General features: G+C 66.5%; 22 protein-coding genes. 15 read left to right on the top strand and 7 right to left on the bottom strand.

The window, feature by feature from the left end:
- Positions 1–5: 5 nt before the first annotated feature.
- Positions 6–1,325: an FAD-dependent monooxygenase gene (locus tag BLT03_RS18325; protein WP_245711448.1), complete on the bottom strand. Its 1,320-nt coding sequence runs from the start codon at positions 1,323–1,325 to the stop codon at positions 6–8.
- On the opposite strand from BLT03_RS18325, the gene BLT03_RS18320 reads away from it, so the two are divergent.
- From BLT03_RS18320 to BLT03_RS18305, 4 genes are all read left to right on the top strand, one after another.
- Positions 1,288–1,860: a TetR/AcrR family transcriptional regulator gene (locus tag BLT03_RS18320; protein ID WP_092745205.1), complete on the top strand. Its 573-nt coding sequence runs from the start codon at positions 1,288–1,290 to the stop codon at positions 1,858–1,860. The genes BLT03_RS18325 and BLT03_RS18320 overlap by 38 nt on opposite strands.
- Positions 1,861–1,935: 75 nt before the next feature.
- Positions 1,936–2,979: an NAD(P)H-dependent flavin oxidoreductase gene (locus BLT03_RS18315; protein WP_092745204.1), complete on the top strand. Its 1,044-nt coding sequence runs from the start codon at positions 1,936–1,938 to the stop codon at positions 2,977–2,979.
- A gap of 63 nt (positions 2,980–3,042) precedes the next feature.
- Positions 3,043–3,375: a DHCW motif cupin fold protein gene (locus BLT03_RS18310; RefSeq protein WP_092745203.1), complete on the top strand. Its 333-nt coding sequence runs from the start codon at positions 3,043–3,045 to the stop codon at positions 3,373–3,375.
- 195 nt (positions 3,376–3,570) lie between these two features.
- A complete protein-coding gene (locus BLT03_RS18305) occupies positions 3,571–3,975 on the top strand; it encodes a hypothetical protein (RefSeq protein ID WP_092745202.1) in 405 nt (134 codons plus the stop codon).
- Positions 3,976–4,012: 37 nt separating this feature from the next.
- On the opposite strand, the gene rpe is transcribed toward BLT03_RS18305, so the two are convergent.
- Positions 4,013–4,693: a ribulose-phosphate 3-epimerase gene (gene rpe, locus BLT03_RS18300; protein WP_092745201.1), complete on the bottom strand. Its 681-nt coding sequence runs from the start codon at positions 4,691–4,693 to the stop codon at positions 4,013–4,015.
- Between the two features lie 69 nt (positions 4,694–4,762).
- Here rpe and apaG point away from each other — a divergent pair, with 69 nt between their 5' ends.
- From apaG to BLT03_RS18275, 5 genes are all read left to right on the top strand, one after another.
- Entirely contained in the window at positions 4,763–5,170 is a 408-nt protein-coding gene (gene apaG / locus BLT03_RS18295) for a Co2+/Mg2+ efflux protein ApaG (protein WP_092745200.1), read from the top strand.
- Between the two features lie 38 nt (positions 5,171–5,208).
- Positions 5,209–7,146: a site-specific recombinase gene (locus tag BLT03_RS18290; RefSeq protein ID WP_245711453.1), complete on the top strand. Its 1,938-nt coding sequence runs from the start codon at positions 5,209–5,211 to the stop codon at positions 7,144–7,146.
- Between the two features lie 180 nt (positions 7,147–7,326).
- Positions 7,327–8,586 carry a cation:proton antiporter gene (locus BLT03_RS18285; protein WP_092745198.1) on the top strand — a complete coding sequence of 420 codons (1,260 nt, stop codon included), beginning with the start codon at positions 7,327–7,329 and terminating at the stop codon, positions 8,584–8,586.
- On the top strand, positions 8,576–9,700 hold the full coding sequence (locus BLT03_RS18280) for a YbdK family carboxylate-amine ligase (protein ID WP_092745197.1): 1,125 nt from the start codon (positions 8,576–8,578) through the stop codon (positions 9,698–9,700). The genes BLT03_RS18285 and BLT03_RS18280 overlap by 11 nt, the downstream gene beginning before the upstream one ends.
- A 39-nt stretch (positions 9,701–9,739) precedes the next feature.
- Complete coding sequence (locus BLT03_RS18275; RefSeq protein WP_092745196.1) at positions 9,740–10,258, top strand: O-acetyl-ADP-ribose deacetylase; 519 nt, start codon at positions 9,740–9,742, stop codon at positions 10,256–10,258.
- 87 nt (positions 10,259–10,345) lie between these two features.
- On the opposite strand, the gene rbp is transcribed toward BLT03_RS18275, so the two are convergent.
- Both rbp and BLT03_RS18265 read right to left on the bottom strand, forming a co-directional pair.
- Positions 10,346–10,696, bottom strand: coding sequence for an RNA-binding regulator (gene rbp, locus BLT03_RS18270; RefSeq protein ID WP_092745195.1), 351 nt, complete (start codon positions 10,694–10,696; stop codon positions 10,346–10,348).
- 115 nt (positions 10,697–10,811) lie between these two features.
- Positions 10,812–11,021 (bottom strand): hypothetical protein, encoded by a 210-nt coding sequence (locus BLT03_RS18265; protein WP_092745194.1) that lies wholly within the window; start codon positions 11,019–11,021, stop codon positions 10,812–10,814.
- Positions 11,022–11,354: 333 nt separating this feature from the next.
- Between BLT03_RS18265 and thiL the strand changes: the two genes are divergently transcribed.
- From thiL to BLT03_RS18235, 6 genes are all read left to right on the top strand, one after another.
- Entirely contained in the window at positions 11,355–12,329 is a 975-nt protein-coding gene (gene thiL / locus BLT03_RS18260; protein ID WP_092745193.1) for a thiamine-phosphate kinase, read from the top strand.
- Between the two features lie 374 nt (positions 12,330–12,703).
- The gene (locus BLT03_RS18255; protein ID WP_092745192.1) at positions 12,704–14,476 is read left to right on the top strand and encodes a pectate lyase; all 1,773 of its coding nucleotides are present in this window, start codon (positions 12,704–12,706) and stop codon (positions 14,474–14,476) included.
- Between the two features lie 474 nt (positions 14,477–14,950).
- The gene (locus tag BLT03_RS18250) at positions 14,951–15,478 is read left to right on the top strand and encodes a chemotaxis protein CheW (protein ID WP_092745191.1); all 528 of its coding nucleotides are present in this window, start codon (positions 14,951–14,953) and stop codon (positions 15,476–15,478) included.
- A gap of 124 nt (positions 15,479–15,602) precedes the next feature.
- Entirely contained in the window at positions 15,603–17,294 is a 1,692-nt protein-coding gene (locus BLT03_RS18245; protein ID WP_245711452.1) for a DUF4139 domain-containing protein, read from the top strand.
- A complete protein-coding gene (locus tag BLT03_RS18240; RefSeq protein ID WP_092745190.1) occupies positions 17,291–17,830 on the top strand; it encodes a phosphatidylglycerophosphatase A family protein in 540 nt (179 codons plus the stop codon). Before BLT03_RS18245 ends, BLT03_RS18240 begins: the two co-directional genes overlap by 4 nt.
- A gap of 116 nt (positions 17,831–17,946) precedes the next feature.
- A complete protein-coding gene (locus BLT03_RS18235) occupies positions 17,947–18,384 on the top strand; it encodes a CinA family protein (RefSeq protein WP_245711451.1) in 438 nt (145 codons plus the stop codon).
- Here the strand turns inward: BLT03_RS18235 and BLT03_RS18230 are convergent.
- From BLT03_RS18230 to BLT03_RS18220, 3 genes are all read right to left on the bottom strand, one after another.
- Entirely contained in the window at positions 18,364–18,723 is a 360-nt protein-coding gene (locus BLT03_RS18230; protein ID WP_092745189.1) for a DUF1493 family protein, read from the bottom strand. The genes BLT03_RS18235 and BLT03_RS18230 overlap by 21 nt on opposite strands.
- On the bottom strand, positions 18,723–19,154 hold the full coding sequence (locus BLT03_RS18225; RefSeq protein ID WP_092745188.1) for an STM2901 family protein: 432 nt from the start codon (positions 19,152–19,154) through the stop codon (positions 18,723–18,725). The genes BLT03_RS18230 and BLT03_RS18225 overlap by 1 nt, the downstream gene beginning before the upstream one ends.
- A gap of 86 nt (positions 19,155–19,240) precedes the next feature.
- Positions 19,241–20,731 carry a SulP family inorganic anion transporter gene (locus tag BLT03_RS18220; protein WP_092745187.1) on the bottom strand — a complete coding sequence of 497 codons (1,491 nt, stop codon included), beginning with the start codon at positions 20,729–20,731 and terminating at the stop codon, positions 19,241–19,243.
- Between the last annotated feature and the right edge of the window lie 30 nt (positions 20,732–20,761).

Raw genomic sequence — 20,761 nt, 5'->3', positions numbered from 1 at the left:
CCCAGTCATTGATCGAGTTCGGCCAGCCGCATCGCGATCTTCTTCTGCACGAACGGCATATGCCCCAGCCATCCCAGGGCCGCGTTGCGCGCCACGCGTGCAAGGGGCGAGGAAGCGGTCGCCACCCTCGTCATGGCATCGGTGGTGCTCACGATGTCTTTCGCGATCGCATGGCGGCGAGCCGCCCATGCCTGCAATCCCTGCCGATCGCCATGCCGCAGGGCCTGCAGCAGAGGCTCCGCCAGTGCCGCCGCGTCCTGAATGCCGGTGTTCATCCCCTGGCCGCCTGCGGGGCTGTGAACATGCGCCGCGTCTCCGCAAAGCAGCGTTCGCCCCTTCATCACCTGCGCTGCGACGCGGTGCTGCAAGTGAAAACTCGAACTCCAGGACATCTGCGCAACGCGCGCCGGACGCCGATGAGCGCTGCGCTCGTCCAGCAGCGCTTGCACATCGGCCAGTGAAGGGGCGGCCGCGGAATGCGCCACCGTGGCAACGATGCGGTATCGGTCTTCGGCTTCGCCTGGACCTCCGGGCAGCGGGGCCACCACCATCAAGCCCTGCGCCGCAAAAAACAGGGTGACCTCTTCGCGCGGCAACGGCCAGTCCATGCGCACGTCCGCCAGCACGAACGCCTCTTCATAATCGCCGCCTTCGAAGGCGATGCCTGCGCTTTGCCGAACCGTGCTGCGGGCACCATCGCAACCCACGATCCACTGCGCACGAATCCTCTGCGTGCCGCCGGTGGGCCATTGCAGTTCCGCATGGACTTCATCCTGGGCCGAGACGGCCGATAGCAAGCGGGCCGGGCGCACCACCTCGGCACCCACGGCCTGAAGCCGGGATTCCAAAATGCCCTCGGTCTCGTTCTGCGGGCACATCAGGGCGAAGGGGTACGCCGAGGGCAGTTCCGAAAATCCGATGTCCAGAAGAATGCGCTCCTGGTCCCGAACGCGGAACTGGATCGTTTTGCACCCTTTTTGCAGGAGCGCCGGCACGACGCCGCAGGGCTCCAGCACCTCCAGCGTTCGCGCGTGAATAACCGCCGCGCGAGAGGTGTTCAGGCCCGCAGCATGTTGGTCCACCAGGATGGACCGGATTTCGAGGCGCTGCAGCGCAAGGCACAGCGTCAGGCCCACAGGCCCCGCGCCGACGATCAACACCTCCGTGGTTCGATCCGGCAAATTTTGAAGGTTTGACATTTTCAACCCAGAAGTAAACGTGCGTTTGCATTCTGACCAAAATCGGACCATCGGTAAACTGCCGTTTACATCACTTCGAGATTTTTCTGTGCCCCCCCGATCCGTCACCTCCCGGTCCCAGCCCACCCGCGACCGCATCCTGGACGCCGCGCGAGCGCTCTTTGCCACCCATGGCTACGAAGGCACGACGCTGCGGGATGTGGCCCTTCGGGCAGGCGCCAACGTGGCGCTGGTCATTCGCTATTACGAGAGCAAAGAGGCTCTGTTCGCGCAGGCCGCCAGATTCGAGCTGAAACTGCCGGATTTGGCAGCACTCGACCCGCAGGCGATGGGCGAACAACTGGTTTCCCACTTTCTGTCCATCTGGGAGGACGAAGCCACTGGCCGGCAGTTGGTCGCCCTGCTCAAAGCGGCGGTCAGCCATGCCGCCGCGAAGGCCCGCATGCAGGAAATTTTCCAGTCCCAGTTGCTGGCAGCGGTGCAAACCCTGGGGTGTAAGCCTCCAGAGGCGAAGACACGTGCCGCGCTCATTGCATCGCAAATGCTGGGCCTGGCGTTGGTGCGGTACGTGCTCGAACTGCCGTCCGCATCGCTGGACCGGCCGACCACCATTCGCGTTCTGGGACGAACGGTTCAGCGCTACCTCACCGAGCCCCTGTGACAGCCATCCAGCGTGGCGGATTCGGCAAATCCCGGTGATGCAGAATGCCCAGCATCTCGACCCGAAGGCCTATCGATGTCCACGCTTTCACAAATTCTCGGCACAGACTTTCCCCTCATCCAGGCGCCGATGGTCGCCATCTCCGGAAGCGCCATGGTGATCGCCGTGAGTGAGGCGGGCGGCCTGGGCTCCCTGCCAGGCGCGGGGCTGACGCCCGACGCCATGTGCCGGGAAATCGAAGCGATCCGTGCGGGAACTCGCCGCCCCTACAACGTCAATTTCTTTTGCCACACGCCTCCGCAGCCGGACACGCAGCGGGAAGCCGCATGGCGTGCAGCATTGGCGCCTTATTACGCAGAGTTCGGCCTCCGTTCGGAAGACATTCCTGCCGGGGCGGGGCGCCATCCGTTCAATGCCGAAGTCGCCGGATTGCTGGAGGCATTTCGCCCGCCCGTGATCAGCTTTCATTTCGGGCTGCCGCCGGATGACCTGCTGAAGCAGGTGCGCGGCTGGGGTTCGAAAATCCTTGCCTCCGCCACCACGGTGGACGAAGCGGTCTGGCTCGAAGAGCGCGGGGTGGACGCGGTCATCGCCCAAGGCCTGGAGGCGGGCGGGCACCGCGGGCATTTTCTGTCGCACGACCTGACGAAGCAGTCGGGCACGTTCGCACTGCTTCCGCAGATCGTCGATGCCGTCCAGTGCCCCGTCATCGCGGCCGGTGGCATTGCAGACGCCAAAGGCGTCGCCGCGGCGATGGCGCTGGGAGCTTCGGGCGTGCAAGTGGGCACGGCTTACATGCTGGCGACCGAAGCCACGACGAGCGCCGTGCACCGGGCCGCCCTGAAAAGCGAGGCAGCGCGCCACACCGCGCTGACCCACCTGTTCACCGGCCGGCCGGCGCGCGGCATTGTGAACCGGCTGATTCGCGAGGTGGGCGCCATGAGCCCGGCCGCTCCGGAGTTCCCGCTGGCGACCGCCGCGCTGGCCCCGCTGCGCGCCAAGGCGGAAGCCCAAGGCTCGGGAGACTTTTCACCCCTCTGGTCCGGACAAAACGCCAGCGGCTGCCGGGAAGAACCTGCTGCCGTGATAACCCATGCGCTCGCGCAAGGGTTTCATTGAGCGGCCGCATCGCGTTCGCCACCCGTTGCCTTCCTTCACACACCACCAATCTCAGCGACTCCCATGAAGATTCCCGCCCTGCCCTTCACCGCGACGGACTGGTCGCTCATCGAACCGACCGAACATCCTGGCGAGAGCGGCATGGCCTATTGGCGCACGCTGACGTTGGGCGACATCCGCATTCGCAGGGTCGACTATTCCGCCGGCTATCTGGCCGACCATTGGTGCGATCGCGGACACATCCTGTTCGTGCTGGAAGGCACACTGGATACCGAACTGAAGGACGGCCGCCGCTTCACGCTGTCTGCCGGCATGAGTTACCAAGTCTCCGACTTTGGCGATGCCGCGCACCGATCCTCCACGGACACTGGCGCCAAGCTCTTCATCGTGGACTGATGGAACAAGGGTTTCGCCGTGGGCCGCAGCCCTCGCCGAATCCTCTGTGAACCCCGCAGCGGGCCGCCTGCCCGCACCGGTGCTGCGCGCCGTCCGACAGACTCCGGCCCCGTGCAACCCCTACGCTGCAACCCTCGCTCTCGCCAGAACTTTGCTGGCGAATTCAGGGCTGTATCGATCAAAAAGGGTTTCAACATGCCGTTGTCTTTTCGCCGACTTTCCCTATTCGCCACCACCGCCCTGCTCGCTGCCGCTGCGGGCGCCGCGCATGCCGCACCGGACGAGTCGGCCCGGGCGCGCTATGAGCGCGACCGCCAGGCCTGCCTGAGCGGCAACACGCAGCAATCGCAGGCCGTGTGCCTGCAGGAAGCCGGCGCCGCGCTGGAATCGTCGCGCGCCGGTCAGTTGACCGATGCCGGAGCGCCCACCCAGCAGAACAATGCGGTGGAGCGTTGCGATGTGTTCAAGACGCCCGATGACCGCGCTGCCTGCCTGGACCGCGTGAAGGGCCAGGGCGCGGTGTCGGGCTCGCCTGCAGCGGGCGGCGTACTGCGCGAGAGCACCACGACCACGATCACGCCGGCACCGGCGTCCCGCTGATCGACCGGAAGTGAAAACCGCGCCCGCGGCCGGGCTGTCAGGCCAGTTGCGTGCGCATGGCGCCGATCACGCCCGCATAGTCGGGCTTGCCGAAGATGGCGCTTCCCGCCACGAAGGTATCGGCACCGGCATCCGCCACACGGCGGATGTTGTCGGTCTTGATGCCGCCGTCCACTTCCAGGCGAATGTCTTTGCCGCAAGCGTCTATGCGGCGGCGCACGGCTTCGATCTTGCGCAGCGCCGAGTCGATGAAACTCTGCCCGCCGAAGCCGGGGTTCACACTCATGATGAGGATGAGGTCGATGTCGTCGATGACCCAGTCCAGCACGTCCAGCGGCTCGGCGGGATTGAAGACCAGCCCGGGCTTGGCACCCTTGGCGCGAATGGCCTGCACGCTGCGGTGCACATGCGCCGAGGCGTCGGGGTGAAAGCTGATGTAGTCGGCGCCGGCGTCGGCGAAGGCTGCGGCCAGCGCGTCCACAGGCTGGACCATCAGGTGCACGTCGATCGGCACGGGCTGGCCGTCGGGGGTTTTGGCGTGCGGCTTCAACGCCTGGCAGATCATGGGCCCGAACGTCAGGTTGGGCACATAGTGGTTGTCCATCACATCGAAGTGGATCCAGTCGGCGCCGGCGGCGATGACGTTCTTCACTTCGTCGCCCAGACGGGCGAAATCGGCGGACAGGATCGAGGGGGCAATGCGGTAAGTGCGGCTCATCCCCCGATTGTCGCAGCAGGCCGACGCACGGCCGCCGCCGGGGGTGCGGGCGCAGGTACCATTGCGCCCATGCCGAAGTACCAGTTCCAGGCCGAGGTGCAACCCCAGTACCTGCCCGAGCAATCCGCGCCCGATGAGGGCTTTTATGGCTTCGCTTACACGATCACCATCACTAACACGGGCGATATTCCCGCCCAGCTCATTTCCCGCCATTGGGTCATCAGCGACGCACGCGGCCACACCGAAGAGGTGAAAGGCGAAGGCGTCGTGGGGCAGCAACCGCTGCTCAAGCCCGGCGAATCCTTCCAGTACACCAGTGGATGCCGCCTGCGCACCGCCAGCGGCAGCATGCATGGCCGCTATTTTTGCGTGGCAGAGGACGGCGAGGCATTCGAATGCCCCATAGCGCTCTTCGTGCTGGAAGCCGTCTCGGGGGGCCCGTCGGGCGCGCCCCTGAGCGGCAGAGTGCTCCATTGAAGCGCCAGGCCAACGACCTGGGCCATTTGCTGGCGCAGATGGATGCCAGCGCACCGCTGGCGCAGCGCCACCTCTGGCTGATCGCTTTGCTGGACTGGGTGCGGGGCAACCGCCGCTCGGTGGAGGCCGCCGTCGGCCGCATGCAATTGTTCGTCGAAGCCATCGAGAAGGACGAAGCCGCGAGGCAGCGCCTTCAGGCCTGGTGGAGCGCGCTCGTGGGCACCGTGGACATCACCACCTTGCTGGCGGACTTCGGCTTTGCCCCGCGCACGGCACTGGCGAGCGAAGTGGCGGAGCGCCTGCGCTACAAGCTGCTGCCGGGCAGTCCCGAGACCATCGACGCGTCCGAGCTGTTCATGCTGGCGCTGCCCTACGATTTCGACGCGCTGTGGCTGCAAGCCCTGGACGAAGCCCTGCTCGTACGGCTGCTGTCGGCCATGGCACCGGCCGAGGCACCCGGCGCCACCCGCTGGCAACGCGCCCTGCTGGACGCCATCACCTATTGCGCTGGGCAGATCCTGTCGACCGGCTTCGCGCCGGAATTGCGCCTGCGCATGAGCGAGGCAGCGCGCGACGCGCAGCCATTCCATGCGCTGATCCGCGACGTGGAGAGTGTGCGCGTCGAGGTAATGCACCAGTTGCGCACCACGGACCGGCTCGATGAATCGGTGCAGCGCCTGCGCGAGCGGCTCGACGCCTGCCGCGCGGCGGCGGCCACCGTGTATTCGCATTTCGAAGACAACGGCATTTCCGTCGGCCTGGTGTTCCGGCTGCGGCAATTGCGCGAACGCATCCTGCGCGTGCGCGAATTGCTGGACTGCCTGCTTTCGCCCACGCCCGCCCTCACTGCGGCGCGCCTGATGGCGCGGCTGGTGACGGTGGGCCGCGAGCGCCGCAGCCTGCGCGCGCTGCTGGCCTCCAACTCTTCGCTGTTGGCCGCCAAGGTGGCCGAACGCAGCGCCGAAACGGGCGAGCACTACATCACCCGCACTGGCGCCGAGTACCGGGCCATGGTCGGCAAAGCTGCTGGTGGCGGGCTGGTGATGGCTTTCACCACCTTGATGAAGTTCGGCTTGGCGGCACTGGCCCTGTCCGCTTTCTGGGGCGGCTTCTGGGCCGGCGTGAACTACTCGGTGAGCTTCGTGCTGATTTTGCTGCTGCACTTCACGGTGGCCACCAAGCAACCCGCCATGACGGCACCGGCCATGGCGGCAAAGCTCAAGGACCTCCACTCCGACGAGGCGGTCGTATCCTTCGTGGACGAGGTCACGCATCTGGTGCGCTCGCAGGTGGCGGCGGTGCTGGGCAACGTGCTCGTGGTGTTCCCGACGGTTATCGGCATCACGCTGCTGATCGCCAAGGCGACCGGCGAGCCGGCCATCAGCACGTCTCAGGCGCGCCATGTGCTGGAGTCGCTGCACCTGCTGGGGCCCTCGCTGCTGTTCGCGGCCTTCACCGGCGTGCTGCTGTTCGCCTCGAGCATCATCGCGGGCTGGGCAGAGAACTGGTTCGTGCTGCACCGCCTGGATTCAGCCGTGCAGTACAACCCCCGCATCACCCGCGTGCTGGGCATTGCCCGCGCCAAGCGCTGGGCCCACTTCATGCGCGAGAACCTCTCGGGCTTCGCGGCCAACATCTCGCTGGGGTTCATGCTGGGGCTGGTGCCACCGATTGCCTCGTTCTTCGGCTTGGGACTGGACGTGCGCCATGTCACGCTCTCGTCAGGTCAGTTGGGGGCTGCCAGCACGGCACTGGGCGTGCAGGTGCTGCACATGCCGCAGTTCTGGTGGGCCGTGGCCACGATTCCGCTTTTGGGCGCACTGAACGTGTCGGTGAGTTTCTATCTCGCCTTCCGGCTCGCGCTGCGCGCACACAGCGTGACCGGCGTGGAGCGTGCACGCGTCTACGCCGCGCTTCGTGCGCGGCTGCGCGGGGCGCCGCTGGAGTTTTTCATGCCCACCCGGCGCGCCACTTAGGCCCTGCCGGACCGGCATTTTCAGGCCGGCCGAAGGGGGGCCTCCGTCCTACAGTAGGGGTATGGCTCAGCGGGTAAATTCGGGCGACCCCAGGGTCGGGCCGCTGCGCGCCGAGGGGGCTTCGCGAAGGCCGACCCAACCCTGCAGGCCCTGCGCCTGCGCGAAGAGGACTGATAAAGAATGGATGAAATCCTGAGCTTCTGGGCGCAATGGTTGCGCCCTTCGGCCGGGTTGCCCACGGTGCAATGGTCGCTGCTGCTCGCAGTGGCCGCGATTTCGGGCTACCTTTTCCAACGCCACATCGGCCTGCCCAAAGTGGTGGGCTACACACTGGTCGGCACCATCGCCGGCTTGCTGGGCTTTACCGGCGCCGTCTGGCCGCTGCAAGGCATCAGCCTGTTCTTGCTGGAGCTGGGCATCGCGCTGGTGCTGTTCGAGGCGGGCGGGCGCATTCCACTGCGCTGGTTCCGGCACAACCCCATGGTGCTGGTGCAGAGCATCGCTGAATCGGCGCTGACCTATTTCGCCGTGTACTACGTGCTGATATGGCTGGACGTGCCCCAGCGCGCCGCCGGCCCGCTGGCGCTGGTGGCCCTGGCGGCATCGCCCGCGGTGCTGAGCCGCGTGATCGCCGACACGCGCGCCGCAGGCCCCGTGACCGACCGCGCCATGGTGCTGGCCACGTTGTCCACGCTGTATGCCCTGACGCTGGGCAGCGCCACGGCGGAGCTCATCAACCGCCCGGTCGCGCGCATCATGGACACCATGTACCCCGTGATGGTGGTGCTGGGCGTCTCGGTCATCGTGGGCGCCGTGCTGGCGCTGGTACTGCGCATGGCGCTGCGCTTCATGAGCCCCACGAGCGAGAACACCTCTTTCCTGCTGCTCACCCTCATCGCTGCCGGCACGGCCGTGGCGGCGCACATGGGCGGCTCCGCGCCGTTGGCCGCGCTGCTGGCCGGCATGCTGCTCAAGCAACTCAATCCACGCCCCTGGGCCTGGCCCCGCCAGATGGGCACGGCGTCCTCGCTGCTGACCATGCTGATGTTCGTGCTCGTCTCCACCGTGGCGGCGCAGGCCGACTGGAGCGGCCCGGTGGCCGGCGTGGTGCTGGCGCTGATCGTGGTGCGCCTGGCAGCCAAGGCCGTCGGCGTGGCGGTGGGCAATGTGGGCAGCGGCGCCAGCTGGCGCCAGGCCCTTTGGGTGGGCTGCGCGATGACGCCGATGTCGTCGATCGCGCTGCTCATCGCTTCGCAATTCGTGGTGGCCTCGGCCTCCACCGGCCAGCTGATCGCCCGCGTGGCGCTGCCGGCCATCCTGCTCATGGAAGTGCTGGGGGCCGTGATCGCCACCGTGGCCATCTACCGCGCGGGCGAAAGTTCGAAACCCTGGGCGCCGCTCTCGCGCGCCGGCAACGGAGACAACAGCCGTGAGTCTTGAAGCCTTCCACCATTCCGAGCCGCTGACGCTGGGCGTCGAGCTGGAACTGCAGCTCGTCAACACGCACGACTACGACCTGGCGCCCTACGCCGAAGACATGCTCCGCCTCATGCACAAGACGCCGCTGCCCGGCAGCGTCGTGCCCGAGATGACGAACAGCATGATCGAGATCTCCACCGGCGTGTGCCACAGCAGCAGCGAAGTGCTCGGCCAGCTCACGCAGATCCGCGATGCGCTGGTCAAGAGCGCGGACAAGCTCAACATCGCCGTGGCCGGCGGCGGCACGCACCCGTTCCAGCAATGGCACGAGCGGCGCATCTACGACAAGCCGCGCTTTCGCGAGCTGTCGGAGCTGTATGGCTACCTGTCCAAGCAGTTCACGATCTTCGGGCAGCACGTGCACATCGGATGCCCTGACGCCGATTCAGCGCTGCTGATGCTGCACCGCATGTCGCGCTACATCCCGCACTTCATCGCGCTGTCGGCCTCCAGCCCTTACGTGCAGGGGCAGGACACGGCTTTCGACTCGGCGCGGCTCAATTCCGTGTTCGCGTTCCCGCTGTCGGGCCGCGCGCCCATGGCGCTGACCTGGACCGACTTCGAGCACTACTTCGACAAGATGACGCGCACCGGCGTGGTCAAGAGCATGAAGGACTTCTATTGGGACATTCGCCCCAAGCCCGAGTTCGGCACGATTGAGATTCGCGTGTTCGACACGCCGCTCACCGTGGAGCGCGCCGCCGCGCTGGCGGGCTTCGTGCAGTCGCTGGGCGCCTGGTTCTTGGCCGAGCAGCCCTTCATGCCGACCGAGGACGACTACCTCGTGTACACGTACAACCGCTTCCAGGCCTGCCGTTTCGGAATGGATGCGGTCTACGTGGACCCGGCCACCGGCAACCACATGCCGCTGCGCGACCACATCCTGCAGACGATCGACCACATCGCTCGCCACGCCGGCGTCACGGGGGCCTCGGGCGCCCTGCACATGCTGCGCAGCGAAGCCGACGCGGGCCAGAACGACGCGCGCTGGCTGCGCGAGCGGCAGCGCAACGAGCAACTGCTCGGCGAAGTGAGCCGGCAGGCGGCACAGCGCTTTCGGGGCGCGGTGTCGTAGCCCTGGAAAGCGGCAACGCGCCTTGATGGGTTGACGGTCATGCTCCACGCCCTTCATGCCCTTCGCGCCGACATCACCCAACTGGCGGTGGATGCCATCGTGAACGCGGCGAATTCATCGCTGCTCGGGGGTGGCGGCGTGGACGGGGCGATCCACCGCGCTGCCGGACCCGAATTGCTTCATGAATGCCGTCTGCTGGGCGGATGCAAGGTAGGCGACGCCAAGGCCACCAAAGGCTATCGGCTGCCCGCTTCGCACGTCATCCACACCGTCGGCCCCGTGTGGCGCGGAGGAGCGAACGGCGAAGCGGACCTGCTCGCCTCCTGCTACCGCAAGTCACTGCTGCTGGCGAGCGAACTGGGCGCCAGGACGGTGGCGTTCCCCTGCATCAGCACCGGCATCTATGGCTATCCGATCGAACCGGCGGCTCACGTGGCCATCGACACGGTCCGCGCAACGCTGGCACAGGTGCGCGGCATCGAAGCGGTGACCTTCTGCTGCTTTTCAGAAGACGACCTGTCCGTTTACCGGCAAGCCCTCGGAGAGCGCGAACGCTAGCCCTGACGCGCAGCCACAGGGTTGCAGGACGAAAAAAAACCGGCTCCGAAGAGCCGGTTTTTCATGGAGCCGATGGGGCTCGGTCGCTCAGTAGCGGCCGCCGCCGTAGCCGCCGGTGCCGTAGCCCACATCCGAGCGCTTGTTGGCCGTGTAGCCGGCGGGACTGTAGCCACCCGAACCACCACCCTCTTCGCGAGGACGGGCCAGGTTCACGACGATGGAGCGGCCATCGACGGACATGCCGTGCAGGGCGGTAATGGCGGCCTGGGCGACTTCGGCCGATGCCATTTCCACGAAGCCGAAGCCCTTGGAACGACCGGTTTCACGGTCCATCATGACCTTGGCCGAAGAGACGCCGCCGAATTCGGCGAAGTTGCTTTGCAAGATGGCATCGGTCACGGAATAAGGCAGGTTGCCCACGTAGATTTTGGTGCTCATGGAAGAGCCTTTCTGAAGGAAGGTGCGCAACGGACGGCGCGTTGGAAGACAGGATGCGCAGACGACAAGTCCGCGGCACGGGGCACAGGTGGATGCAATCTGCGGCAGCAGACCATCAGCACGCGGGAGGATGCGGCATGCAGGTTTGCAGCCAGCCCTGGGTGATGGCGAAGAGCCGGGCGGCTTCGCGCGATGCGAAGGCTTTGTCGAAACGGAATACGCGGCAGTAGCTGCCGTTACCCTGGGAACGATGGACCGAGAAGGAGGCGCGAAAGCCGCCACAGTCGGTCGGATGTGTCGAGGGCGAGACGACGTACTTGCCCATGGGGATAGCGGTGATGGAAATCTAGTTCATTCAGGATCGCGGGCTTGAAAGGCCTGCGTGAGCATCTAAAGACTCGGTTGGCTGCAGCTCAACAGACCAAGCGGGGCGACAAAGGTCGCGAAAGGCGGCCGGTGTGGGATGGGTTGGAATCCTTCCTGCCGGTGTTGCGGTGACTGCACGAGTCAGGCGCCGTGACTGCAACAGTGCCTATTATATTTCCCGCATTCATTTAAGCGCAAGTCAATATTCCTAGCGGTTGTAAAAAAGCACTTCTGAAACCACTGACTTTGCGCTAGATCGATCACGGTATTTCCGGGGTCGTATGCTCCCGCCATGGGTGAATTCGATCTGATCCGGCGCTTCTTTCAGCGCCCCGTGCACCGCGCCGCACTGGGCGTCGGCGATGACTGCGCACTGCTGGCGCCCGCGCCTGGCATGCATCTGGCCGTGTCCAGCGACATGCTGGTGGAGGGCCGCCATTTCTTTGCCGATGTCGATCCCGAGGCGCTGGGCCACAAGGCCTTGGCGGTCAATCTGAGCGATCTGGCGGCCTGCGGCGCGCGACCCCTGGCGTTCACGCTCGCCCTGTCGCTGCCCCGAGCCGACAGCGCCTGGCTGGAGCGCTTTTCGCGCGGGTTGCTGGCGCTGGCCGATGCACACGGGTGCGAACTCGTGGGCGGCGACACCACGGGCGGGCCGCTCAACCTCTGCATCACCGTGTTCGGCGAGGTGCCTGCAGGCCAAGCCCTGCTGCGCAGCGGCGCCCGGGCAGGCGATGACCTGTGGGTGAGCGGCACCTTGGGCGATGCGCGGCTGGCATTGGAGGCGCTGCGCGGCGAGCGCGCACTGGCGGCACCGCTGCTGGCGCAGGCGCGCGAGCGGTTGGAGCGGCCCACGCCGCGCGTCGCGCTGGGCCAGGCCTTGCGCGGGGTGGCGCACAGCGCCATCGACGTGAGCGATGGGCTGGCAGGCGACCTGGAACACATCCTCGCAGCGTCCGGCGTGGGTGCGCGTATCGACACATCGATTGCTATCAAATTAATAGCATTACAGGCAGTGGATACGGCGGCAAAGCCCATTTTCGATACCGAAACCCTGCTGCGCTGCACATTGTCTGGCGGCGACGACTACGAATTGCTGTTCACCGCCCCGCCCGGCCAGCGCGGCGCGGTGGAGGCGGCGGGCCGGGCCACGGCCACGCCTGTCACGCGCATCGGCACCATCGAAGCCGAGCAGGGCCTGCGTCTGGTGGACGCCATGGGTGAGGCCGTTCCTGCCAGCCACTTGTCGTACGACCACTTCCGCTGAACCAAGCCTGCGCAATCACTTCCGAGACAGACTGGTGCGTCAAAGTCGTTTGATGTCGGATGACTTTGTGACGAAATGCCACCAAAAGCCGTTTTACAACTTCATGCCGTTGCGTGCTGTTGCCGTATGCGCAATCGTTTGCGCCTAAGTAAACACTAACTCGAAGCGCCTTACCAGTCGCTGACGGCATCCAAAACCTCCCGCCCTTGGGGTAAACGCGGATCGCCCCTTTTCGCACTCCTTTCCACAATCGCCGCAAGTTGTACGACGTCATTCAAGACGATCTGCACACCAAGACAGCCGGGACACCCCAGGCTGCAACCGCCGCGCCGACGGCGCGTGCATTCCTTGCACCGGAGACAGAGGAGACATTCATGAAACGCAGAGATTTCGCGCTGACCGCGCTGGCACCGCTATGGCTCACCGCTTGCGGGGGCGGCTCGGGGGGCGCTTCCGGCCCGCAGGGCGAAGCGGCCACCGCGCTGCGCCGCGCCGCCGACTACATGGACGAAGTGGTGTCCTACCGCGGCGGCTATGTGTGGTCGTATTCGCCCGACCTGAAGCAGACCTTCGGCGAGATGGAGGCCTATCGCACCATGTGCTGGATCCAGCCGCCCGGCACGCCCTCGGTCGGCCACGTGTACCTGGACGCCTACCACGCCACCGGCGACGACCGCTTCTACCAGGCTGCCGAGCGCACCACGCTGGCCATCATCGCGGCGCAGCACGCCTCGGGCGGATGGAACTACATCCACGACTTCGCGGGCGAGGAATCGCTCAAAAAGTGGTACGACACCATCGGCAAGAACGGCTGGCGGCTCGAAGAGTTCCAGCACTACTACGGCAACGCCACGTTCGACGATGCGGGCACGGCGGTGGCTTCGCAACTGCTCCTGCGCATGTATGTCGAGAAGCGCGACGTGCGCTTTCTCGCGCCCTTGCAAAAGGCCATCGACTTCGTGCTCAACGCTCAGTTCGGCCCCGAGTACGGCGTGGCGAATGGCGGCTGGCCGCAGCGGTTTCCCCACTTCCCCGGCTCGGTCTCCAGCATGCCGTCGCCCCATCCCGAGCAGGTGCCCGCAGGGGCGCACTCCGGCATGGAAGACGGCGACTACACCCTGCACGTGACCTTCAACGACGACGTGATGGGCGAGAACATCAAGTTCCTCACGATGTGCGTGATGGCGCTGGGCGAAACGCGCCTGCTGGGCCCCATCGCCCGCGCCATGGAGTGCATGCGCCTCATGCAGCAGACCGGCCCGCAGGCGGGATGGAGCCTGCAGCACCTTTCGCGCCCCAAGGACGGGCGCCCTGCGGGCGCGCCGGCAGGCGCACGCAGTTACGAGCCCCGCTCGCTGGCCACACACACCACGCAGACCAATATCCGCCAGCTGTTCAACTACTTTCAGCTCACGGGCGACCGCCGCTACCTGGCGCGCATTCCCGAGGCCATCGCGTGGCTCAAGACCTGCCCCCTGCCCGCCGCCGCCATCGCCGGCAACGCGCTGCTGGGCGGCGGGCGCACGCATCCCACGTTCGTCGAACTGGGCACGAACGCGCCGCTGTACGTGCACCGCTACGGCTCCAACATCCACAACGGCGGCTACTACGCCGACAAGGACTGGGCCAACACGGTGAGCCACTACTCGGCGGGCCGCGCCATCGACATCGCAGGGCTGGAGTCCACCTACCAGAAGCTCTCCTCGATGACCGATGCGGCCGTGGCCGACATGGCGGCGCGCTCGCCGCTCAAATCGGGCACGGCGGGGCGCTCGCTGCCGCGCTATTTTTCGATCCGCGAGGTGGACTTCCCGGACCTTTTCACGGGCGCCGCGATGCCCACGCCGAACGTGCCCGACGCCGAGGCCCGCACGCTGGTGGACGAGTTGGGCAGCAAAGGTTACTGGACCTCGCCGGTCCCCGAGATCGTCAACCCCTACCAGGGCGACGGCCCCGCAGCCGCCTATACCGGTACGGCGTACCGCAGCAAGCATGTGGGCGATGCCTACGACACGTCGCCCTACCCGGCCGACGCGCCACCCGAGGTCGCGCCCTACGTGAAGCGGGACAAGCCGCAGTTCATCGTCACCTCGGAATGGATCCGCCGCATGGGCCGGCTCATCGCCTACGTGGCCCCGCAAGCGTGATGCAGCGCGGCGGCTGATGTTTTTTCGGCTCAGCGCCAATCCGCTGTAGCCACCATTGCAGCCTGCCGGTTCAGGAAGCCTATTCCTGGACCGGCAGGCTGCTTTTCATTGGGGAAGCGCTCGTGGCCCTCGGGTTCAAACGGCAATCATATTTATCAAATAACTCACCACCAGAGCGCAGCATCCTGCCCATTTCCATTTCCACCCATCGGAAAGTGAATAACGAACGCATTTTTAGATACCCATCCAATGGTTTCAAATTTATCATTTTTACGAAATGTTGCATTTTAGCCCCCAGTCAGATGCCAGCGCCCAGCCGGAGCCAGCCGTCGAAGGCCCTGGTCGGCAGCAGCAACGAAGACGACTGGCAGAACTTCTGACCCATCGCACCCCTTTCTGACCCTTCCCCGGCGTGGCCGCCCTCGCGGCAACTCCGGGCCCTCTCCCCCCTGACCCTTTTGCAAGAGCGACACCATGGCTCCTCAACCCCACTCCACCGCGGCCACCATCAGCGAAGGCGGCGAATTTCTCTCCTTCCGCCTGGGTGGCGAGGAGTACGGCATTGACATCCTCCAGGTGCAGGAGATCCGCTCTTATGAGCCGCCGACGCGGTTGGCGGGCGCGCCGGACTTCATCAAGGGCGTGATCGATCTGCGCGGCATCATCATTCCCATCGTGGATCTGCGCCTGAGGCTGCATTGCGACAGCGCCGAGTACAACCATTCCACCGTGGTGATCGTGCTCAACGTCGGCCAGCACACCGTGGGCGCGGTGGTGGATTCGGTCTCCGACGTGGTCGAGCTGACCGCCGAGATGATCCGCCCCGCACCCCAGCTGACTTCCAACGTGGACGCCGACTTCATCCTGGGCCTGGGCAGCGTGAACGACCGCATGCTCATCCTCGTGGCGATCGAAGGCCTGGTGGGCAGCGAAACGCTGGGCCGCATGCGGCCAACCGGCGTCAACCCGGCCGCCGCGGCCGTTGCCGCGTTCATGGACTGATCGCCAAAGCGCCCTCAGCGCGGGTTCCTGCGGGCCGCAGTGGGCACGGGTGAATAATCGCCGGGCGCGGTACCTTGCCGCCGCCTCCAGATTCACCCGCCAGCCCACCGAGGAGCCGCCCTTGATCCATTCCCTGCCCCCGTTGCGGCCCGCGCTGGCCGCACTGCTGGCCACATTGCCCGGCGCCCTGGCCCTGCTCGCCACCGGCAACGCCCTGGCGCAAGACGGCGTGGCCTCGCGCATCACCCAGGTCACCGTCTCCCCCGGCAGCGCCACCGTGGAGCGCACCGCGCGCGTGGCAGCCGGCGCGCGCAGCGCCGTGTTCCGCTGCCTGCCCGCCTCCATCGACACCGCCAGCCTGCAGATCGCCGCAGGCACCGGCGTGCGCGTGGGCGAATTCAAGATCACCACCGAAGACCGCGACGTGGCTGCCGGCTGCGCCAGCCCGCTGGACGGACGCATCCAGGAGCTGGAAGACCAATTGGCCGCCGTGCGCGCCGAAACGTCCTCGCTGCAACTGGTGAACCGCTACCTGCAGGGCGTGGCCGGCAACGCCGGCAGCGCGGCCGATGCCCCGCCGGCCGAGCGCCGCGCGCCGGCCGGTACCGCAGCGGCGGCCGTGAACCCCGCGCAGATCGGGGCGACGGCCGACGCTTTGCGCAAGACCTCGCTCGACGCCCTCACCCGTTCGCACGCGCTCAAGCGCCGGCAGGAGGCGCTGGAACTCGCCCTCAAGCCCCTGGTGGCCGAGCGCAACCGCAATGCGGGCGGCCCGCGCGCGCGCGCCGTGTCCGTCGCCGTCAACCTGGCGGCCGAGCGCGAGGGCGAACTGCGCCTGTCCTACCAGGTGCGCGGCCCCGGCTGGCAGCCCACCTACCGCGCCGTGCTGAACAGCGAGACCGGCGCCGTGGTGCTGGAGCGGCTGGCGCTCGTCGCGCAAAACAGCGGCGAGGACTGGACCGATGTGCGCCTGACCCTCTCCACGCAAGCCGCAACGCGCGCCACGCGCGGCCCTGCGCCCGGCAGCTGGACGGTGGACGTGGCCCCGCCGCCCCAGCCGGAGCCGCAAAGGGCCATGGCCATGGCCCGCATGCCCGCCCCCGCAGCACTGCCTGCGCCGGCCCCCATCGCCGAAGCGGCTGAAGCCGCTGATGCACCGAGCTTCGACGTGACCGCGTTCTCCGGCAACTACGCCATGCAATTCGCGGTACCGCAGCGCATCACCGTGCCCTCGAACGGCCAGCGCACCACGCTGGCGCTGGGCACGCACAACGCATCGGCCACCCTGCTCACCCGTGCCGTGCCGCTGCGCCAGGAAACGGCCTACCTCGTGGCCGAGATCGCGCCGCCACCCGGCGCCTGGCCGGCCGGGCCCGTGGGCCTGTACCGCGACGGCGCCTTCGTGGGCAACGACACGCTGGACTTCGCACAGGCCTCCACGGCCGGCGGCAAGGCCACCCTTTGGGTCGGGCAGGATGACCAGGTCATCGTGCAGGCCGAGCCCGAGCAGGAAAATACCGGCAGCGCCGGCTTCACGGGCGGCCGCACGGAGCGCCGCACCACCCGCGCCTACCGCCTGGAAAACCGCCACGCCCAGCCCGTCACGCTGCAGGTGCTGGACGTGGCCCCGGTCTCGCGCAATGAAAAGATCGAGGTCGAATCGCGCTACACGCCCGCGCCGCAGGAAACCGCGTGGAACCGCACGCCCGGCACCATCGCCTGGCAGCAGCCGCTGGCCGCAGGCGCCACGGCACGCTTCACGGCCACGCACACCGTGCGCTATCCGAAAGAGATCGAACTGCGGGAGCACCAATGAACGCCGCCCCCTTCGGCGCGGCCCCGCCCGTCAGCGCACCGCGCCGCGCCACGGCCGCGTTCATGCGGTCGCACCCCGCGCACTGGATCGCCCTCGGCTTCGGCGCGGGCCTGTCGCCCAAGGCGCCCGGCACCGTGGGCACGCTATGGGCGTGGCTCGCTTACCTGGTGCTGCAGCAGTGGCTCGCGCCTGTGCATTTCGGGGTGCTGATCCTGGCGGGCACGCTCGTCGGCTGGTGGGCCTGCACCACCACCGCCCGGCACCTGGGCGTGGCCGACCCGGGCAGCATCGTGTGGGATGAAGTCATCGCCTTCTGGATCGTGCTGTGGCTGGCCATGCCCATGGGTTTTTGGGGCCAGTGCGCGGCGTTCGCGCTGTTCCGCTTCTTCGACGCCGCCAAGCCCGGCCCCGTGGCCTGGGCCGACAGCCTGTTCAAGGGCTTCGGCTGGCGCGGCGGCTGGGGCATCGTTTTCGACGACCTGGTGGCCGCCTTTTGCACGCTGGTGGTAATCGCGCTCTGGAGGCACCTGTGGTGACGCCCGACATGGCATTCAACGGATCGCTATCAAAAACAGAGCAATCCTCCCTAGTGGTTATTGCGCTGGAGGCCGATTTGACTCATATCGCCCAAACACTGGTCGCACGCGGCTGGATGCTGGCCACCGCCGAAAGCTGCACCGGCGGGCTGATCGCCGGCGCCTGCACCGACCTCACCGGATCGAGCCGCTGGTTCGAGCGCGGCTTCGTCACCTACTCCAACGCGGCCAAGAGCGACCTGCTGGGTGTGCCCGCCGCGCTCATCGAAGCGCACGGCGCCGTGAGCGAGCCCGTGGCCCGCGCGATGGCCGAAGGCGCCGTGGCGCGCTCGCCGGCGCAGGTGAGCGTAGCGGTGACCGGCGTGGCCGGGCCGGGAGGCGGCAGCGTGGACAAGCCCGTGGGGACGGTGTGGTTCGGCTGGTCGGTGGAGGGCGTGGTGCGCAGCGAAGTAATGCGCTTCGATGGCGACCGGGCCGCCGTGCGCAGCGCCACGGTGAGGCATGCGCTGGCGCGGCTGGCCGATCTGCTCGGGTCAGGCCTTCGTACCGCCTGACTCGATGCTGGCGGCATCCCATCGCCGGCACTCAACGGCCTTCGCCAGCATGGCCAGCGTGATGGGAATCTTCTTTTGCCGGTCCCGATAGCGGCGGAAGGGCATCAGGAGCACGAGAAAGGGATTGAACCCTTCGTCGTGGAAATACCGCCCGAAATCGAAGCCGCTGGCATCCACGCCAAAGACGTCGAAGAACTTCTCCATGAACTCGGTGGCGTCGTCCCCTGTGATGCCCAGGTCATCCTCGATCGTGGTCGCTCCATGGAGATTTCGGTGCGGCAGAACACCCGATTCTTTTCGGGCGAACGCCTCTACTTCCGTCATTGAATGGTTAGCCATCAGAACATCCTGTCTTCTTCCTTAACCAGCGCGTTATAGGCACGTACTGATTCGGTGGAAATGCGATAGGCGTCATACGCCAGCATAAAAACCCCGATGACAGGAATAGTTCGCCCTACAAATGCGCCGATGTTCCTGACAAATAATATTTTCAGGCTGGCCATACTCTTCAAAGTAACCGTCGGCAATATCTGGTACTTCAATTTGAATGGCAGCGCCTTTCTTGCAACGACAGAAGCAATCGACGTCCCTCGGGTAGCCCCATTGAATTTTGTTCGAGTGGGGAGTAGCGGATAACCGGCAACCACTGCGCCCAATGCTGCGATGTCTTCGACACCAAAGTGTTTTGCTGCTGTATCGACAAACACTAAAAAGAAGAGCTCTTGTGGTTCCAGCTGCTCATGGATACCAAAGCTATAACGATTAACCATTCACTCTCCCATTGTTAGAGAGTTGATTTTAAAACAAGTTAATTACTAAATAGTTAATGCGTCGTATCAGCGTTTCTTAGAGACCGCTAGTTTTCCGTGCTCGGCCCCAGCCGGTCCACCAGCACCGCACTGGCTTCATTCAGCCCCACCACCTCCACCACCGCGCCGTGGTGGCGCAGCCGCTGCACCACCTTTTCCAGCGCGGCCACGGCGGTCACGTCCCAGAAATGCGCGCGGGAGACATCGATGCGCACCGGCCGGCCTTCGGCCGCGAGGATGTCGAACGCGTCGATGAAGGCATCGGCCGAGGCGAAGAACACCTGGCCCGACACGTACCAGGTGCGCAGGCCGGTGGCGGCATCGTCTTCGGCCCGCACGTCGAGCAAGCGCGCCACCTTGAAGGCGAAGAAGACGCCGCTCAGCACCACCCCCACCCCCACGCCCGCAGCCAGGTTGTGCGTGGCGAGCGTGACGGCCACGGTGGCCAGCATCACGGCGCTGGACATGCGGGGGTGGCGCACGACGGTGCCCAGCGATTTCCAGTCGAACGTCGAGGCGGACACCATCACCATGATGGCCACCAGCGCGATCACCGGCACGCGCGAGACCCAGTCTTTCAGCGCCACCATCAGGATGAGCAGAAACACGCCGGCAAACAGCGTGGACAGGCGCCCGCGCCCGCCGTACTTCACATTGCCCACGGCCTGGCCGATCATTCCGCAGCCGGCGATGCCGCCGAAGCAGCTGGCCGCGAGGTTGGCCAGGCCCAGGCCCGCGCATTCGCGGTTCTTGTCGCTGGGCGTGTCGGTCATCTCGTCCACCACCGCGGCGGTGAGCACGGATTCGAGCAGCCCCACCATCGCGATCGCCAGCGCCGGCAGCGCGATGATGCGCAGCGTGTCCAGCGACACGGGCACTTCGGGCAGGCCGAACATCGGCAGCGCATCGGGCAGCCGGCCCAGGTCGGCCACGGTGGGCAGGGGCAACCCCATGCCGGAGGCGACGAGCGTGAGCGCCACCACGCAGATCAGCGGCGATGGAATGGCGGAGAGTGCGCGCACCCGCAGCCGCTGGCCCAGCCACGGCAGCCCGTAGATGATCGCCAGCCCCAGCGCCAGCATGGCCCAGGTCGCCGCGCTGGCGCTGCGCAGGTGCGGCAATTGCGCCGAGAAGATGAGCACGGCCAGGGCGTTGACGAAGCCCGTGCGCACCGAGCTGGAGACGAAGCGCACCAGCACGCCCATGCGCAGCAGCCCGAATGCCACCTGCACCGCGCCCGCCAGCAGGCCCGCGGCCAGCAGGTAGCCCAGCCCGTGCGATTGAACCAGCGGCGCCGCCACCAGCGCCACCGAGCCCGCCGCGGCCGACACCATGGCCGGGCGCCCGCCCGCGAAGGCGATCACGATGCTGATGACGAACGAGGCGAACAGCCCCACCGACGGATCGACCCCTGCCACGAACGCGAACGCGATCACCTCGGGAATCAGCGCGAACGTGGCCACGGCACCAGCGAGCAGTTCGCGCGGAATGCTGGGCGCCCATTCGGCACACAGGCGGGCCAGGAAAGCAGGGGTCATGAACGGAAACGCGCGCCGGAGCGCGCGTGG

Origin of the sequence: Paracidovorax valerianellae (genome assembly GCF_900102625.1) — a bacterium.
Lineage (GTDB): Bacteria > Pseudomonadota > Gammaproteobacteria > Burkholderiales > Burkholderiaceae_C > Paracidovorax > Paracidovorax valerianellae.
Note: the sequence above shows the minus strand (reverse complement) of the source record. Positions and strands in the feature narration are given on the sequence as shown.